This is a genomic window from Cryobacterium glaciale, from assembly GCF_004402535.1.
Classification (GTDB): Bacteria; Actinomycetota; Actinomycetes; order Actinomycetales; family Microbacteriaceae; genus Cryobacterium; species Cryobacterium glaciale.
Genome location: NZ_SOEY01000018.1, coordinates 56,326 through 72,849 on the forward strand (window position 1 = coordinate 56,326; position 16,524 = coordinate 72,849).

At 68.4% G+C, this 16,524-nt stretch carries 13 protein-coding genes; 2 read left to right on the plus strand and 11 right to left on the minus strand.

Features of this window, described 5'->3' with window-relative positions:
- Positions 1-83 precede the first annotated feature (83 nt).
- Positions 84-4,094, plus strand: a complete 4,011-nt coding sequence (gene hrpA / locus E3O06_RS17990; protein WP_241979996.1) for an ATP-dependent RNA helicase HrpA — start codon at positions 84-86, stop codon at positions 4,092-4,094.
- 110 nt (positions 4,095-4,204) lie between these two features.
- On the opposite strand, the gene E3O06_RS08425 is transcribed toward hrpA, so the two are convergent.
- The 3 genes from E3O06_RS08425 to E3O06_RS08435 are packed head-to-tail and all read right to left on the minus strand — an operon-like array spanning position 4,205 to position 6,892.
- Positions 4,205-4,972: an amino acid ABC transporter ATP-binding protein gene (locus tag E3O06_RS08425; RefSeq protein ID WP_134502704.1), complete on the minus strand. Its 768-nt coding sequence runs from the start codon at positions 4,970-4,972 to the stop codon at positions 4,205-4,207.
- Positions 4,972-5,979: an amino acid ABC transporter permease gene (locus tag E3O06_RS08430; RefSeq protein WP_134502706.1), complete on the minus strand. Its 1,008-nt coding sequence runs from the start codon at positions 5,977-5,979 to the stop codon at positions 4,972-4,974. Before E3O06_RS08430 ends, E3O06_RS08425 begins: the two co-directional genes overlap by 1 nt.
- Positions 5,980-5,998: 19 nt before the next feature.
- Positions 5,999-6,892, minus strand: a complete 894-nt coding sequence (locus tag E3O06_RS08435) for an ABC transporter substrate-binding protein (RefSeq protein ID WP_134502708.1) — start codon at positions 6,890-6,892, stop codon at positions 5,999-6,001.
- Between the two features lie 162 nt (positions 6,893-7,054).
- Between E3O06_RS08435 and E3O06_RS08440 the strand changes: the two genes are divergently transcribed.
- Positions 7,055-7,594 (plus strand): GNAT family N-acetyltransferase, encoded by a 540-nt coding sequence (locus tag E3O06_RS08440; protein ID WP_241979998.1) that lies wholly within the window; start codon positions 7,055-7,057, stop codon positions 7,592-7,594.
- Positions 7,595-7,606: 12 nt separating this feature from the next.
- On the opposite strand, the gene E3O06_RS08445 is transcribed toward E3O06_RS08440, so the two are convergent.
- The 8 genes from E3O06_RS08445 to E3O06_RS08480 all read right to left on the minus strand — a co-directional run bounded on the left by E3O06_RS08445 (position 7,607) and on the right by E3O06_RS08480 (position 16,469).
- Positions 7,607-9,061, minus strand: a complete 1,455-nt coding sequence (locus tag E3O06_RS08445; protein WP_134502712.1) for an aromatic amino acid ammonia-lyase — start codon at positions 9,059-9,061, stop codon at positions 7,607-7,609.
- The gene (locus E3O06_RS08450; RefSeq protein ID WP_134502714.1) at positions 9,061-10,362 is read right to left on the minus strand and encodes an NtaA/DmoA family FMN-dependent monooxygenase; all 1,302 of its coding nucleotides are present in this window, start codon (positions 10,360-10,362) and stop codon (positions 9,061-9,063) included. The genes E3O06_RS08445 and E3O06_RS08450 overlap by 1 nt, the downstream gene beginning before the upstream one ends.
- On the minus strand, positions 10,359-11,402 hold the full coding sequence (locus tag E3O06_RS08455; protein WP_134502716.1) for a PLP-dependent cysteine synthase family protein: 1,044 nt from the start codon (positions 11,400-11,402) through the stop codon (positions 10,359-10,361). Before E3O06_RS08455 ends, E3O06_RS08450 begins: the two co-directional genes overlap by 4 nt.
- Positions 11,403-11,517: 115 nt before the next feature.
- Positions 11,518-12,519: an iron-siderophore ABC transporter substrate-binding protein gene (locus E3O06_RS08460; RefSeq protein WP_134502718.1), complete on the minus strand. Its 1,002-nt coding sequence runs from the start codon at positions 12,517-12,519 to the stop codon at positions 11,518-11,520.
- Positions 12,520-12,563: 44 nt separating this feature from the next.
- Entirely contained in the window at positions 12,564-13,367 is an 804-nt protein-coding gene (locus E3O06_RS08465) for an ABC transporter ATP-binding protein (protein ID WP_134502720.1), read from the minus strand.
- Entirely contained in the window at positions 13,367-14,422 is a 1,056-nt protein-coding gene (locus E3O06_RS08470) for a FecCD family ABC transporter permease (RefSeq protein WP_134502722.1), read from the minus strand. Before E3O06_RS08470 ends, E3O06_RS08465 begins: the two co-directional genes overlap by 1 nt.
- A complete protein-coding gene (locus tag E3O06_RS08475) occupies positions 14,422-15,480 on the minus strand; it encodes a FecCD family ABC transporter permease (protein ID WP_134502724.1) in 1,059 nt (352 codons plus the stop codon). Before E3O06_RS08475 ends, E3O06_RS08470 begins: the two co-directional genes overlap by 1 nt.
- Positions 15,477-16,469 (minus strand): siderophore-interacting protein, encoded by a 993-nt coding sequence (locus E3O06_RS08480; protein ID WP_134502726.1) that lies wholly within the window; start codon positions 16,467-16,469, stop codon positions 15,477-15,479. Before E3O06_RS08480 ends, E3O06_RS08475 begins: the two co-directional genes overlap by 4 nt.
- Positions 16,470-16,524: the final 55 nt, after the last annotated feature.

A 16,524-nucleotide genomic window follows, 5' to 3' on the forward strand; every position in this document is an offset into this window, starting at 1 on the left:
CGCAGTTCTTCAGCCACCCCCCGAACACCCGATGTTCACTGTCCGCGAAAGCAGTGATATGTCCGACGTAATATTGAGACTTCATGGAAACGCTGAATATCACCTTCCCGCCCGAACTGCCGGTCAGCCAGCGTCGGGAGGACATCGCCCGCGCGATTCGCGACCACCAGGTCGTGATCGTCGCCGGGTCGACCGGGTCGGGCAAGACCACCCAGCTGCCCAAGATCTGCCTCGAACTCGGCCGCCAGAACATTGGCCACACCCAGCCGCGCCGGCTCGCCGCGCGCACCATCGCCGAACGCATCGCCGAGGAGCTCGGCCAGGAGGTCGGGCAGCTGGTCGGCTACCAGGTGCGGTTCACCGACAAGGTCGGCTCCGACACGCGTATTAAGTTGATGACCGACGGCATCCTGTTGAATGAGATCCACCGCGACCGGATGCTGCGCAAGTACGACACGATCATCATCGACGAGGCGCACGAGCGCAGCCTCAACATCGACTTTCTGCTCGGCTACCTGCGGCAGCTGCTGCCCAAGCGCCCCGATCTCAAGCTCATCATCACCTCGGCCACGATCGACCCCGCCAGTTTCGCGAAGCATTTCGCGGCCGCCGATGGCACTCCGGCGCCGGTCGTCGAGGTCTCCGGCCGTACTTTTCCGGTGGAGATCCGCTACCGTCCACTTGTCGCTGAGCCCGGAATCGCAGACGACGACACGACGGATGCCGCTCCCCCGGTCGACCGCGACTATATCGACGGCATCACCACCGCCCTTGACGAGCTCGAACGCGAGTCGAACGGCGACGTACTCGTCTTTCTCTCCGGTGAGACCGAGATTCGCGACGCCGCCGACGCCCTGCAGGGCAAGTACGCCTCCTCGGCCAGCCGCAATCCCACCGAGGTGCTGCCGCTCTACGGCCGGCTGTCATCGGCCGACCAGCACCGGGTGTTCCAGCCGTCGACCGTCGCCGGGGTCAAACGGCGCATCGTGCTCGCGACCAACGTGGCCGAGACCAGCCTGACGGTACCGGGCATCCGCTATGTCATCGACGCGGGAACCGCGCGCATCAGCCGGTACAGCGTGCGCTCCAAGGTGCAACGCCTGCCGATCGAAGCGATCTCGCAGGCTTCCGGCAACCAGCGCAGCGGCCGCAGCGGCCGCACCAGCGACGGTATTGCGATTCGGTTATATTCCGAAGAAGACTATCTGCGCCGCCCGGACTATACCGAGCCGGAAATTCTGCGCACCAACCTCGCCGCGGTCATTCTGCAGATGATCTCGCTCGGCCTCGGCGACATCGCGTCGTTCCCGTTTTTGACCCCGCCGGACAGCCGCAATATCAAGGACGGTCTCGACCTGCTCGCCGAACTTGGCGCCATCGAGGCTGTAGATAAAACGACCCCGCGCCTCACTCGAATCGGCCAGCAGCTCGCGCAGCTGCCGATCGACCCGCGCTTTGGCCGCATGGTGATCGAGTCGAAGACGCAGGGCACCAGCCGGGAGGTCATGGCGATCGTCGCCGGGCTGACCATTCAAGATCCGCGGGAACGCCCGCTCGAGCGACGCGCCCAGGCGGACCAGTTCCATGCCCGGTTCGCCGACCCGACGAGCGACTTCCTCAGCTTGCTGAACCTCTGGAACTACCTCGAGAAGCAGCAGTCCGAGCTGGGCTCGAGCGCCTTTCGTCGCCTATGCAAGAACGAATACCTCAACTATCTGCGGGTGCGCGAGTGGCAAGACGTGCTGCGGCAGTTGCGCCAGCTGGCCAAACCACTCGGACTGCCGCGAGGTGAGCCGAGCTCGAACCCCGACGGCGTGCACCGGTCGCTGCTGGCCGGCCTGCTCTCGCATATCGGGCTGAAGGACGTCGCCAAGAAGGACTACGTCGGCGCCCGCCAGCAGCGCTTCGTGCTGTTTCCCGGTTCGACCCTGGCCAAGAAGCAGCCGAACGCGGTGATGAGCGCCGAACTGGTCGAAACCAGCCGGCTGTTCGCCCGCATGAACGCCGTCGTCGACCCGGCGTGGGCCGAACCGCTCGCCGGCAACCTGTGCAAGCGCAGCTATTCCGAACCGCACTGGGAGATGAAGCAGGGCGCCGCCGTCGTGTACGAACGGGTGACGCTGTACGGCGTGCCGATCGTGGCCCGCCGCCGGGTGCAGTTCTCCCGGATCGACCCGGCGTATGCCAGGGAGCTGTTCATTCGCCACGCCCTCGTCGAGGGCGAGTGGGACCGCGCGTCGGGGCCGCAGTCTGTATCGGTCGAGAAGGAAGCGGATCGCGGCGGACGCGGGCCGTCGCGCAACGAACGCGTGAGCATCTCGAGCGACGGCGGCGACGCCAGCAGTGGGCGCGGTTCCGGCCGCGCCCCCGCCGTCGGCTCGAGCGCGAGCCGGGGCGGAAGACCGGGCCAGACCGGCGACCCGGGCATGTGGGCGTTCGAACGGGCCAATGCGCGGCTGCGGGAGGAACTCGCCGAGTTGGAGGAGCGCACCCGGCGCCGGGACATCCTCTTTGACGACGAAGCCGTCTTCGACTTCTACCAGCGCCGCATTCCGGCCGAGGTGTCGTCGACCAAGAGCTTCGAGGGCTGGTGGCGCACGGCCCGGTTTGACACCCCCGATCTGCTCACCATGACCGCCGACGCGCTCGTCGCCGAGGACTCCCCCGAGATCGACGAGGGGCTGTTTCCGCCGAGCTGGCAGCAGGGCGACCAGCGCCTGACGCTCGGTTACCGCTTCGAGCCCGGCGAGGAAGACGACGGCGTGACCGTGCGTATTCCGCTCGCCCTGCTGGCCCGTCTCTCGCCCCACGGTTTCGACTGGCAGGTGCCTGGCCTCCGTGCCGAGCTGGTGACCGCCATGATCAAGTCGCTGCCGAAGAGCATCCGCCGTAATGTCGTTCCCGCCGCGGACTGGGCCGCCCGCCTGCTCAGCGAGCTGCCAGCCGAGCCCGGCGTGGTGCAGACTTTGCCGACTGCCGTTCCAGAGGCGACGTTCGCCGAGACCCTCGCCGCCCTGATTCAGAAGCTCACCTATGTGCCGGTTTCCGCGCGCGACTTCGAGCTCGGTCGCGTGCCTTCGCACCTGCGCATGACCTTCGTCGTCACCGACGAGCGCGGACGCACCGTCGCCGCCGACAAGGACCTCGCCGACCTGCAACGTCGGCTCGGCACCCGGGTACGGGAGAGCGTCGCGAAGGCGACGAGTGCGGCAGCGCCCAGCAACGCGATCGAGCGTGGTGGCCTCGTGACCTGGGACCTCGGCGAACTCCCGCGCTTCCTGGACACGAAGCAGGGCGACAACACGATTCGCGGGTATCCGACGCTGGTCGATGATGGGGCATCCGTTTCTATTCGCATGATGAGTACCGAGCTGGAGCAGGCCCGCGCGCTGCCTCGCGGGGTGCGCCGGCTGCTGCTGCTTGCGACGCCGTCGCCGGCCGCGTACGTGCAGCAGCACCTGACCGCTGCCGAGAAGCTCAGCTTGGCGACGAGCCCGTACAAGACCACGCAGGCCCTGTTCGAGGATTGCCTCGCCGCCGCGGTCGACGACGTATTGTTTCGGGTGCGTCCCGACGGGCAGGTGTTCATGAAGGCGGAGTTCGATACCATTCGTGACCGGGTGTCGGGGGTCGTGATGGACTCCATGTTCGAAACGGTGGGGCTGGTGGCCCGCATTCTGACCGCTCACCGACTGGCCGATAAGGCGCTCAAGGCCGCGACCAGCATGGCGCTGCTGCCCGGAATCAGCGATGCCCGCCAGCAGCTGACGGCCCTGGTCTACCCGGGCTTCGTCAGCGAGACCGGCCTGGCCCAGCTGCGGCACCTGCCGCGCTACCTCGGCGGCATCAGCGTGCGCGTGCCGAAACTGGTCGACAACCCGAGCCGCGACCGAGTCTGGATGAACGAGACCCAGGCCGCGACCACCCGGTTCGAGAACGCCGGCGGCACCATGCCGCTCCAAGCGGATGCCGCGGCGCCGGTCCTCCGCGCCCGCTGGATGATCGAGGAGCTGCGCATCAGCCTGTTCGCGCAGGAGCTCAAGGCTGCGGAGTCGGTATCGTTGCAGCGGATCCAGAAGGTGCTCGCCGGGTAAAGGGGCTCCGTGGGGGTGTTTTCCCGCCCGGGCCCACCTTCGGGAACTGGGCCCATGATCTATCCTGGGCCCGGTTTCCGGGCCCGGGCCCGGAAAGTAGGGGGCGGGGGCTAGAGCACCTTGGAGAGGAACGCCTGGGTGCGGTGGTGCTGGGGGTTGGCGAGCACCTCGGTGGGCACGCCGCTCTCGACGACGACGCCGCCGTCCATGAAGACGAGCGAATCGGCGACCTCGCGAGCGAAACCCATCTCGTGGGTGACCACGATCATGGTCATTCCGTCGCGGGCCAGGCCCTGCATGACGTCGAGCACCTCACCGACGAGTTCGGGGTCGAGCGCGCTCGTGGGCTCGTCGAAGAGCATGAGCTTGGGCTCCATGGCGAGGGCACGGGCGATCGCAACACGCTGCTGCTGACCGCCGGACAGGTGCGCCGGATAGTAGTCGGCGCGATCGGCGAGGCCGACTCGGGCCAGCAAGGCACGGGCATTGGCCTCAACCCCGGCCCTCGACAGGCCTTTGACCCGGATGGGCGCTTCCATCACGTTCTGCAGCGCGGTCATGTGCGGGAACAGGTTGAACCGCTGGAACACCATGCCGATATCGCGGCGCTGCCGAGCCGCCTCTTTGGGGCGCATCTCGTAGAGCTTGTGGTTAGCCTCGCGGTAGCCGATGAGTTCACCGTCGACGCTGAGGCGTCCGGACGAGACCACCTCGAGGTGGTTGATGCAGCGCAGAAAGGTGGACTTGCCGGAGCCGCTGGGCCCGACCAGGCACATGACCTCGCCGCGCTTGACTTCGAGCGAGATGCTCTTGAGCACCTCATTGGAGCCGAAGCTCTTCGATACGCGGTCAGCGACCACCATGGGGATGTCGGGCATCAGCGGTCTCCCTTCGGTGAGTCAGCACGTGGGTCCGTCGGCGGCAGCACGACGGTGGGCTGGCCGCTGCCGACGACCGGGGTGACGCCGGTCATGGCGCCCGCGATCGACGCGGTGGCGTCATCGGCTTTCTTGTCTGGACGGCGGTCACCGATGCCGCGGGCGAACCGCTTCTCGAGAAAGTACTGGCCGACCATGAGAATAGAGGTGAAGAACAGGTACCAGATCGACGCGACGATGAGCATCGGCACGGTGTCAAAAGTCACGGCCGCGATATCGCGAGAGCGCGTGTAGAGCTCGAGCGTGAACGGAATGGCCGTCACGAGCGAGGTGGTCTTGAGCATCGAGATGACCTCGTTGCCGGCCGGCGGAATGATCACCCGCATCGACTGCGGCACGACCACGCGCACCATGGTCTGGAACCAGCTCATGCCGAGCGCGGTCGCGGCCTCTTCCTGACCGCTGTCGACCGACAATAGCCCGGCGCGAACGATCTCGGCCATGTACGCGGCCTCGTTGAGTGCGAGCCCGATGATCGCCAGCACGAACGCGCTCAGCGCCACCCGGGTCGGGAACGACACCAACGGTTCGGTGAACGGCAGCCCCATGTCGATGGACTGGTAGATCGTGCCGATCAGGCCCCAGAACACCAGCTGCACGTACACCGGGGTGCCGCGGAACACCCACAGGTACACCCAGGCAATGCTGTTCACGACCGGGTTGGGTGACAGCCGCATGATGGCGAGGGTCACTCCGAGGATGATCGCGATGATCATCGAGTACACCGTGAGCTGCAGGGTGACGAACGCCGCCTGGGAGATACGCTGGTCGAATAGATATTTTCCGACCGCCGGCCAGTCGTAGGCCGGGCGCATCGCCGCGTCGGCGATGAACAGGGCGACGATGAGCAGTAACACGACCGCGAAGGTGTTGCGCCACGGATGGCGCAGGCGAATCGCCTTGATTCCAGGCTCAGTCTTTTCGCCGTTCGCGGCCGTGTTCGTCATGATGCGGGTCGCTTATTCTCTAGCCGTTGGAGGCAGCGTTGATGGTGATGGTGTCGATGCCGCCGTCGGTGACTCCCCAGGCTTCGAGGATCTTGCCGTAGGAACCGTCATCGACCATGGACTGCAGGGCAGCCTGCACGGCTGCCGTCAGCTCAGAACCCTTGTCGACCGTGATGCCGTAGGGCGCCACGTCGAAGCTCTCGCCGGCCGCCTCCAGCTTGCCCTCAGCCTTGCTGATGGCATACAGGGTGACGGGCGAGTCGGCGCTGAGCGCGTCGGCCTTGCCGAGAACGACCGCGTTGGTCGCTTCGTCCTGTGAACCGTAGGTGAGAACTTCGATCTTCTCCAGGCCGGCGGCGGCGCAGGCCGCGTTCTTGGCGGGGAGTTCATCGGTGTCTTCGACCGTGTTGTCCTGCACGGCGACGGTCAGGCCGCAGGCGTTGTCGGGGTCGACGGTTGATCCGGTCGGCGCGGCCCAGAGAATTCCGGCGTTGTAGTAGTTGACGAAGTCGACCTGCTTCTCACGCTCGAGGTTGTCGGTGAACGAGGATTCGCCGATGTCGACGGTGCCGCCGGTGATGCTCGGAATGATGTTGTCGAACGATGCGATCTGGTACTTGGTCGTGAGGCCGAGCTTGGCGGCGATGCCGTTGGAGAGTTCGATGCCCCAGCCGATCGGTGCGCCCGACTCATCCTTGAACTCGTTCGGCGGGTACGCCGCATCGGTGCCGATCACGAGCACGCCGGCGCTCTTGATGTCCTCGGGGAGCAACGCGACCGCGGCGGCATCCGCTTCAATGGTGCTTGTCTCGCCGGAGGGCGTCGTGGCGGCCGGGGTGGAGTTGTCGACACAGCCGGTCAGCAGCAGAACGGCGGCGGCGGCGAATGCCGGAACAATGTAGCGTGCGCGCATGGCACTTCCTTCTTTATTTGGTCGAAAATGCGCGGATTCGCCGGTGAACCCACACGCGGGTAAGACCTAACGAGCCTAGTACAACCGTCGACGCCTGATTTCGAGCTCCGGGAGCACGAAGACGGTTTTGACGAGCGGATGCTGCGGATCTATCGTCGAGGGGTGCCCACCACCAGCCCGAACATTTTGTACACGTCGCCGACCGACCCGCTCGCCCTCCCGCTGGTGGCCGAGCTGTCGCGGGAGTACGACGAGCGGTACGGCCTGAACGACGGCATTCCGTCGTCGGCGGAGCTCAGCCGGTATCCGGCGAGGCGCTTTCAACCGATCGACGGCGGCGCCTTCCTGCTGCTCGTGGAGAACGGCCGGGCGGTCGCCGGCGGCGCGTTCATGCGGGCCGAAGACAACGACGCTTGTCCTGACACCGCGGTCGAGGTCAAACGGGTGTGGACGCATTCCGCCCATCGGCGGCGCGGCCTGGCCCGCCAGGTGATGGCCGAGCTGGAGGCCGAAGCCGGCCGCCGCGGCATCCGTTCCATAGTGCTGACCACGGGAGCACGCCAACCCGAAGCGGTCGCCCTGTACCGCTCGCTCGGCTACGAGCCGCAGTTCGACCTCGACGGCGACTGGGAAGCAGTCGGCTATCTGGAGTTTCGCAAAGCACTCGACGCGGTCGATGAGTCGGGCGAGACGCCGCTGTAAGTACGTCGCAATTTAGCTGGCAAGCAGTTGCACCGCCCCGGAAACGAGGTCGGCCGACGGCAGGCCCCGGCCCCAGAGGGCGTACAGCGCGGGCAGGAGCCCGGCCGCTGACCCGCCGAGCGTGCCCGCCGGATTCGTCGGCTCGAGCAACTGCGCGGCGTGCAGGGCTTCAATCGCCAGAATCTCGAGGGTGAGCGCGCGGCTGCGCTGCAGCAGCTGCAGGGCCAGCGGGGCGAAGGTGGCCTGGTCCTCGACGCCAGACAGCGCGGCACCGGCCATACTCGCCGGGGTGGCCAGCTGGCGAATCTCGGCCAGGTTCGCCGCGGCCGAATACCAGAGCAGCCCGGGAATCGAACTCGTGCCGGTCGCGCGATCGGGCCGGGCCAGCTCGGACAGCGCGCTGATGCGCCGCTCACTCGCCGACGCCAGGTGCGCGAGCGCCACCCGCAGCGCGTCGAATTGCAGGGCCAGGGCGAGCACCTGAAAATTACCGCCCGACACGATGCGACCGGTGTCGACGTCGACGAGCGGGTTGTCGGAGCGGGCGTTGAGTTCAGTCGTAAGCTCGGTGCCGGCCGCCGCGAGCTGGTCGCGCAGTGCGCCGTGGAGTTGCGGCACGGTGCGCAGGGACAGCGGATCCTGCACGGTGCTCGCCGTCTCGAATGCCGCGCTGCCAGCGAGGTGTGCCAGAACGGATGCTGCCGCCTGCGCCTGCCCGCGGCGCCCGGTCGCGCGCGCCACGGCCTCGTCGAAGGGACTGAGGTTGCCGCCGCCGCCGCGCATCGCGATCGCCTCGAGGGAGAGGGCGACGGCCAGGTCGGCGGCGAGCGCGAGACGGTCGAGCCTGGCCAGCTCGAGCGCGCCGACGCCGACGCTGTAGGCATTGCTGCTGAGACAGGCGAGGGCCTCGCCGGGAGCCAGATCGAACGGTTCGAGGCCGGCCGTTGTCAGCGCCTGGCGGCCGGGAACGACGGCGCCCCCGACGACCGCATGGCCGGTTCCGGTGAGCAGGGCGGCCACGGCCGCGAGGTGGGTGAGGTCGGCCGCGCCGACCGAGCCGCGCGCCGGCACGAGCGGCACGACCTGCGCGTTCAGCAGGGCGGCCCAGGCGTCGGCCAGGGCGGGGCGCACGCCGGATCCGCCGCGGGTGAACCCGGCCAGACGAACGAAGGCGAGGGCACGCACCTCGTCAGCCGGCAGGGCTGGACCGATACCGCCGCAGTGATTGGCGATGATGCGCCGCTGGAACGCGGCGAGGTCGCGCGGGTCGACGGTGGTGTCGCGTCCGGCACCGAGTTCGGTGTTAAGCCCGTAGACCGGGGCAGCTGCGGCGAGCGCGGCCGCGACGACGGCGTGGGAGCGGGCCAGAAGCTCGGCGGCCCCGCTGTCGATGGCGACCGAGGCTCCGGCGGCGACTGCCGCGACCTGCACGCGCGTGACCCGGTCGGTGCCGAGAACGACGGGCACTAGAAGTCCCGGAGGTTGGCGCGCAGGCCGCCTCGCCCAAGCTCGGTGCGCAGCAGGCCGCGGCGGCGAAGGGCCGGCACGAGCGGATCGAGGGTGCGGTGCACGTGCGCCGGATGTACCTGCCCGGTGAACAGAAAGCCGTCGCCGCCGACAGCATCCGCGAGCTCGGCGAGATGCTCGGCCACTTCGTCGCCGGTGCCGATGATCGCCAGGCCGTCCTTGTTCGCCCTGGCCTGCAGAATGTCGCGCAGCGTCGAACCGGACGGCGCCGACTTCACGAAATTGTCGAGGGTGCCCTGGTTGCTGTTGGTCGTCAGCTCGGGCAGCGGCTCGTCGAGGTCGAAGGCCTTGAAGTCGACCCCGGAGAGGTAGGAGACGCCCTGCAACGCTTCGTCGATCGCGGCCTGGGTGAGTTCGGCCCGGTGCGCGCGCACCGAGGCGGATTCTTCGGCATTCGCGGTGAGGATCGGGTTCACCACGAACAGCACGCGGATGTCGTCGGGATTACGACCGTGGGCGGCGGCGACGGCGCGCACCGACTCGCGGAAGTCTCGCATCCGCTCTGGGGTGGAGGCGAGGGCGAGCACGACGTCGGAATTCTTGCCGGCGAAGTCCTGACCGCGGCCGCTCGCGCCGGCCTGCACCATGACCGGCTCTTCGGTCGGCGGCACCGTGTTGAGCGGGCCGCGTACCTGGAAGAACCGACCGTGGTGGTTGATCGGGTGCACCTTGGTGTGGTCGGCGAAGACGCCGTTCACGGTGTCTTCGAGTACCGCACCCGGCTCCCAGCTGCGCCAGAGCTGACGCACCACGTCGACCCACTCGTCGGCGCGGTCGTAGCGCAGATCGTGTTCGACCTGCTGATCGAGCCCATAGTTCTGCGCGGCGAGGTCGCTGCCGCTCGTGACGACGTTGAAGCCGAGGCGCCCGCCGGCGAAGTGCTGCAGGGTCGCGAGCAGCCGGGCCGCGGTGAACGGGTCGTAGAAGCTCGCGCTGAGCGTGGGCACGATGCCGATTCTGCTCGTCGCGGCGAGGAGGTAGGGCACGAGCGGCAGCGGATCGTGCTTGGGAACGAAGCGGGCATTCTTCAGGTTGACCTCGGCGGTGCCGCCGTAGGTGTCGGGCACAGCCACCCCGTCTTCGATGATCAGCAGGTCAAGGCCGCTCGCCTCGAACAGGCGGGCGGCATCCTGGTAGACCGGCGGCTGTTTCCAGTCATAGCCGATGCCGTAGCTGGGGTCGTTCCAGCCCTGCACGCCGAAGCCCGCGCCGAGAAACCAACCGAAATGCTGCAGGGTCATGAGGGGTCCTTCGGAGTTGGGGCGCTGATGGTCGGGGTCAGCAGGCCCTGGCTCGCCAGCCAGGCCTGGTCGAAGGCCTTGGTGAGGTAGTTGGTGCCCGCGTCGGGCGAGATCACGACGATCACCGAACCCGGCGCGGCGGTGCGGGCGACCTGCAGCGCGACGGCGACCGCCAGGCCGGAGGACGGCCCGAGCAGCAGGGCCTCCTCCCTGGCCAGGGCGCGCACGGTGGCGTAGACGGTGTAGTTGTCGATCGTGATGACGTCGTCGAGCACCGAGCGATGAAAGTTGTGCGGCCACCAGTCCCGCGGCCAGCGTGAGCCGACGCCGTCGACGAGGATCTCGGCCTCCGCTCCCCCGTCGTAGGTCGACCCGGCGGGGTTGGCGCCGATCACGCGCACCCGGCCGTCGGAGGCCTCCTTGAGAAAACGGCCGGCGCCGCTCACGGTGCCTCCGGTGCCGATCGCGGCGACGAAGTGGGTCACCCGGTGGGCGCTCTGCCGCCAGATTTCGGGGCCGGTGCTCGCGTAGTGCGCGCCCGGATTGTCGTCGTTCTCGAACTGCTGCGACTGCCAGGCGCCGGGTATCTCGCTCGCGATGCGTTCGGAGACCGCGCGGGTGTTGCGCGGGCTGTCCGGCCGCGCGGTGCCGTCGGCTTCGACCAGGGTCGCGCCGTAAGCGGTGAGTAAGGCGAGTTTCTCGGCTGAGATCTGGTCGGTGTGCACGATGACGACCGGATGCCCGGTGAGTCGCCCGACCAGCGCGAGGCCGATTCCTGTGTTGCCAGAGGACGATTCCACGATCGTCGCGCCCGGCGCGAGCGCACCGCTGGCTTCGGCCTGCCGGATGATGTTGAACGCGACCCGATCCTTGGCCGAACCGCCGGGGTTTCGCCCCTCGAGCTTGACCAGCACCCGGGCGGGCAAGCCGGCGGCGAGCACGCTTAGGGCGACCAGCGGGGTGTTGCCGACCAGGTCGGCGACGCTCGCGAGCACGTCTTCGCGCAGCGGTTCGGCCGCGAGGTCACGGATTCTGGTCATCTCTCCATGGTAAATCTCCCGGTGCACCCTGACCCCATGAGACCGACTTTTACGGGTAGACAAAAACGGATGCCGCGCAGCCGGCTGGCTTACGCTGCATCCGTTCTGAGCTGGGCTACTTGACAGCGGCGGCGAGCAGGGCCACGTAGTCCGTCAGGCCCCAGCTCAGCGAGAGTCCGGTGGGCGGGGAGACCGAGCTGATGAAGGCCGCGCCGACCGGGGACGCGACCGTGCCGGACTGCACCTGCGGCATGGCCTGGGCGTAGCTCGCGGTAAGGAACGCGTCGGACTCCTCCTGGGTCGAACCGAAGTTCACCAGCAGGTCGCTGTCGAGCTGGTCGAGTTGCTCGTAGCTGAGCGTGTAGTAGAAGCTCGCCTCGTCGGTCGCGAGCTCGTCGACGGCGGGCGCGCTGACGAAGCCGAGGTCGAGGGTGAAGTCGACGCGGGGGTCTTCCTTCTTGTAGATGTAGAACGTCCCGGCGCTGTCGCTGGTGAGCGCGATGGTCTTGCCCGCGAATTCGGGGTGCGCGGCGGCCTGGTCGGCGATCTCGGCGTCGATCGACGCGAGCAGGGTGCTCGCTTCATCGGTCTTGCCGAGCGCGGTTCCGGTGATCTCGATGAGGTCGCGCCACGGGGTGGCCCAGGCGTCACCCGGGTAGGCGACGACCGGGGCGATCTCGCTGAGCAGGTCGTATTCCTGCTCGGTGATGCCGGAGTAGGCGGCGAGAATCACGTCGGGGGCGGCGGCGGCGATGTCTTCATAGGGCGGCTCCTGGGTGTCGGGCAGGATGACCGGCATCTCTTCGCCGTCGAGCGCCTCGTTGATCCACGGCAGCACGCCGTTCTCGTCGCCGGCGTAGCTTTGGAACGGCATCGCGACCGGAATCACGCCGAGCGCGATCGCGTCGTCGGCACTGCCCCAGCCCCAGGTCACCACGCGGGTCGGCTGCTCGTCGATCGTGGTCTCCCCGAAGGCGTGCTCGATGGTGACCGGAAAGCTGCCGGATGCCGCGGCGCCGGGATCGGTCGAGTCCTCGGCGGCGGCCGTGCAACCGCTCAGGCCGAGGCCGAGGATGCTCGCTGCGGCAGCGAGCGTGAGGGTAAGGCGTCGGGACACGAAGTTCTCCAGTTCGTTAAGGTCAATACTAAGGGTAGCCTACCCTAAATTAAAACCCGGCCGTGGAACCGGCCGATCGGCACGACCATGGGTGCGCCGCAGACTGGATCGGGAACGATTCGCGCCTCGAGGTCGAAGGCGTGCCGCACGATCTCGGCGGTGAGTGTCTCGGCAGGCGTGCCGTTGGCGACGATGCGCCCGGCGCACATGACGACCAGGTGGTCGGCGTAGCGGGCGGCGAGGTTGAGGTCGTGCAGCACCATCACGACGGTCGTGCCGCGCTCGCGGTTGCGCTCGAGCAGCAGGTCGAGCACCTCGATCTGGTGGGTCACATCGAGAAAGGTGGTCGGTTCGTCGAGCAGCAGTATCTCGGGGTCCTGGGCGAGGGCCATGGCGATCCAGACGCGCTGGCGCTGCCCGCCGGAGAGGTCTTCGAGGCGACGTGCGGCGAGTTCGTCGGTGTTGGTGGCGGCCATCGCGGCGGCGACGATCTCGTCGTCGGTGCTCGACCACTGCCGAAACCAGCCCTGGTGCGGGTAGCGGCCGCGGCCGACGAGGTCGGCCACGGTGATGCCCTCGGGGGCGACGGGCTGCTGCGGCAGCAACCCCACCACGGTCGCGACCTTCTTTCCGGGCAGCGCCGTGATGTTGCGGCCGTCGAGGGTGACCTGGCCGGCATCCGGTGTGATCAGCCGGGACAGCCCCTTGAGCAGGGTGGACTTTCCCGAGGCGTTGGCTCCGACGATGACGGTGATCGCGCCGGGCACGATGGCCAGGTCGAGGTTCTCGATGATGGGCGTCTGGTCGTAGCCGAGGGTGACGCCCTCGGCGCGCAGCAGGTGGGTCATCAGGCACCCTTTCCGGTTGTGTTGCTGGTGGCGAGCAGCCAGAGCAGGTAGGGGGCGCCGATGGCGCCCGTGATGATTCCGGCGGGCAATTCCAGCTGCCCGGGGAGCAGATGCTGGGCCGCGAAGTCGGCCACGGTCGTGATGAGAGCACCGACCAATGCTGTGGGAATGAGGGCGAGCCCGCCGGTACCGACCACGCGCCGGGCGATCGGCGCCGCGACGAAGGCCACGAAGGCGAGCGGGCCGACCGCCGCTGTCGCCGTCGCGGCGAGGGCGACGGCGATCACGAGCAGCACGAGCCGGGTACGTTCGGCACCGACGCCGAGGCTGCGCGCAAGTTCATCGCCGAGCTGCAGGGCGCGCAGCCGGCCGCTCAGCACGCGCATGACGGGCAGCAGCACGAGCAACACCACCGCCACGACCGAGATGTCCTGCCAGCGGGCACCGCTGACGCTGCCGACCAGCCAGAGCAGGGCGCCCTGGGCGTCGTTGAGGTCGGCGCGGGAGAGCAGATAGCCGAGCAGGCCCTGCACCATGAACGCGACCCCGACGCCGATCAGAACGAAACGGTAGCCGGCCACCCCGCCGCGCGAGGCCAGCAGGTAGATGACACAGGCGACGATGACGGCCCCGGCGAACGCGGCGAGAGAGGTGCCGACGCTTCCGAAGCCGAGGATGAGCATTCCGAAAACGGCGGCGGCGCTCGCTCCCCCGGTCACCCCGATGATGTCGGGGCTGGCGAGCGGGTTGCGCAGCACGGTCTGGAACAGCGCGCCGGAGAGAGCGAACGCCCCTCCGACGAGCACGGCGAGGGTCAGCCGCGGCAGCCGCAGCGAGAGCACGATGAAGTTCTCGCTCTGCGTGCCCTGGCCGGTGAGGGTGCGCAGCAGGTCCGGCACGCTCAGCGAGTACGCGCCGACGGTGAGGCTGAATGCGGCGACGGCCACGAGGGCGCCGACAAGCACGAGCACAATCCCCCGCTCGCGTCTGCTCCGCCGAGCGCGTGCCTGGGTGAGCGGGGCGGCATCCGCTGTTCTCTCGCTGAGCGTGGTCATCACAGGCCCGCCAGTTTCACGCGGCGCACGAGGGCGATGAGCACCGGCGCGCCGAGGAACGCGACGACGAGGCCGGCCTCGATTTCGCCGGGCTGCGCGATGACGCGGCCGAGGACGTCCGCCGCGACGAGCAGGGTCGGGCCGAACAACGCGGAGAAAACGATGATGAGGCGGTAGTCGGGGCCGGTGATCCAGCGGGCCACGTGCGGCACGGCGAGGCCGACGAAGACGATCGGGCCGGCCATGGCCGTCGCCGAGCCGCAGAGCAGGACGATCGCCACGGCGCAGACGATGCGGGCGAGTATGAGGTTCTGGCCGAGACCACGGGCGAGGTCGTCACCGAGGGCGAGGGTGTTGAGCATGCGAGCGGCCACGACGCTAAGGATCGCGCCGACCAGGATGAACGGGGCGAGCGGCAGGGCGGCGTCGAGGCCGCGAGCCACGAGCGAGCCGGCCGCCCAGAACCGATAGCGGTCGAAGGCCTCGGTGTCGGCGAGCAGCACGATCGTGATGAGCGAGGTGAACGCCGCCGTGAGCGCGGTTCCGGCGAGGGCGAGCTTGACCGGCGTCGCACCCTCCCGGCCGAGCGAACCGATCAGGTAGACGATCGTCGCGGCCACGGCAGCGCCCGCGAAGGCGAACCAGACATAGCCGAGCGAGGAGGTGACGCCGAACCAGGCGATGCCGGCGACGACGAACAGCGAAGCGCCGGCGTTGACCCCGAGCAGGCCGGGGTCGGCGAGCGGGTTGCGGGTGACGCCCTGCATGAGGGCGCCGGCCAGGCCGAGGGCGACCCCGGCCAGGAGGCCGACGACGGTGCGCGGCACCCGCAGGTCGAGGATGACGACGCGGTCAGTCAGCGCAGTGTCGGTCACGGTTTCATCGGGGTTGACCAGGGCATCGACCACGGTGCCGAGGCCGATCTCCCTGGTGCCGACCAGCAGCGAGGCGGCAATACTGAGGCCGAGCAGCACGAAGGCCAGAGCGAAGCCGATGACGACGCGACGCCGACGGGTGCGAGAGGGCGCGGACGCGGGTCGTTCGCCGATCAGGGTCATTGAGCTTCGGACCGGCCCAGCCGCCAGTAACCCATGAAGGCCACTCGCGACCGGTCGATGCCGGTCTCGCTCACCAGAAAACGTCGCAGCAGTTTGATCATGCAGGATTCGCCGGCGAGCCAGGCGTAGAACCCCGTTCCGGCCTGGTCGCCCGGCGATTCCCAGAGCAGGTCGCAGTCCACGTCGACCTCCGCGAGCGGCTGCGGGGTGGCGGCGACCGCCGTATCAACCAGGGGGCGATTGCGGGCGACCCATTCGCGCACGGCATGATCGAGCCGTTGCCCGTGCGGCGCCAGGTCGCGGGCCAGCCACGTGATCTCGGAGCCAGCAGGGAGAAGGAGGGGCAGGGCATCCGCTTGGGTGGGCACCTCGATGAAGGCGCGGGCGCGGCGGCCGGCGGGCAGGCTCTCGAGGATGCTGCAGATGGCGGGGGCGGCGGTTTCGTCGCCGGCCAGCAGCAGTTCGGCCGCCTGGGCGGGGTGCCAGTCGAGGCCGATGGCGCGGTCGGGGCTGCGCTCGTCGGGGCCGACGATGAGAACATCGCTGCCGATCCGTGCGGCCTGCAGCCAGCGCGCAGCGGGACCGAGCTGGCCATGGCCGTGGCTGTTGGGGATTCCGTGGGTGACGAAGTCCACGTCGATCTCACGTTGTTCGGGCCGCACCGCGCGAATCGTGTAGGTGCGAAAGGGGTTGCGTTCGGCATCGGGCAGCGCCCGCCAGCGGGCGTACCAGCTGCCGTCGGCGATGGTGCGCTCGTCGGCGGCGCCGATGTCGGCCAGGCCCAGTCCGGGCAGCGGCAGCACGATCTTGACGCGCTGGTCGAGCCCGGCGGTACCAAAGGTGTCAAACTGTGTGCCGAAGAAGGTCACCCGGGTGAAGTGATCGCTGAGAGAACGAATGCCCACCACCGTCGCGCGATACGGACGGTACGCCGGGCGGTCAGCGACCGCGGTGGCGTCGAGGCCGGTCTCGATTGGTAAGGTAAGCATTACCTTAGTATGGCATGCCTTGCCTCAGTACGGGCGAATGGGCTCAGGTTGGACG

Bases quoted from the DNA above. Each gene is read 5' to 3' on its own strand.
- hrpA (WP_241979996.1), top strand. From the start codon at position 84: ATGGAAACGCTGAATATCACCTTCCCGCCCGAACTGCCGGTCAGCCAG.
- E3O06_RS08425 (WP_134502704.1), bottom strand. From the start codon at position 4,972: ATGCCCGACATCCCCATGGTGGTCGCTGACCGCGTATCGAAGAGCTTC.
- E3O06_RS08430 (WP_134502706.1), bottom strand. From the start codon at position 5,979: ATGACGAACACGGCCGCGAACGGCGAAAAGACTGAGCCTGGAATCAAG.
- E3O06_RS08435 (WP_134502708.1), bottom strand. From the start codon at position 6,892: ATGCGCGCACGCTACATTGTTCCGGCATTCGCCGCCGCCGCCGTTCTG.
- E3O06_RS08450 (WP_134502714.1), bottom strand. From the start codon at position 10,362: ATGACCCTGCAGCATTTCGGTTGGTTTCTCGGCGCGGGCTTCGGCGTG.
- E3O06_RS08455 (WP_134502716.1), bottom strand. From the start codon at position 11,402: ATGACCAGAATCCGTGACCTCGCGGCCGAACCGCTGCGCGAAGACGTG.
- E3O06_RS08465 (WP_134502720.1), bottom strand. From the start codon at position 13,367: ATGACCCACCTGCTGCGCGCCGAGGGCGTCACCCTCGGCTACGACCAG.
- E3O06_RS08470 (WP_134502722.1), bottom strand. From the start codon at position 14,422: ATGACCACGCTCAGCGAGAGAACAGCGGATGCCGCCCCGCTCACCCAG.
- E3O06_RS08475 (WP_134502724.1), bottom strand. From the start codon at position 15,480: ATGACCCTGATCGGCGAACGACCCGCGTCCGCGCCCTCTCGCACCCGT.
- E3O06_RS08480 (WP_134502726.1), bottom strand. From the start codon at position 16,469: ATGCTTACCTTACCAATCGAGACCGGCCTCGACGCCACCGCGGTCGCT.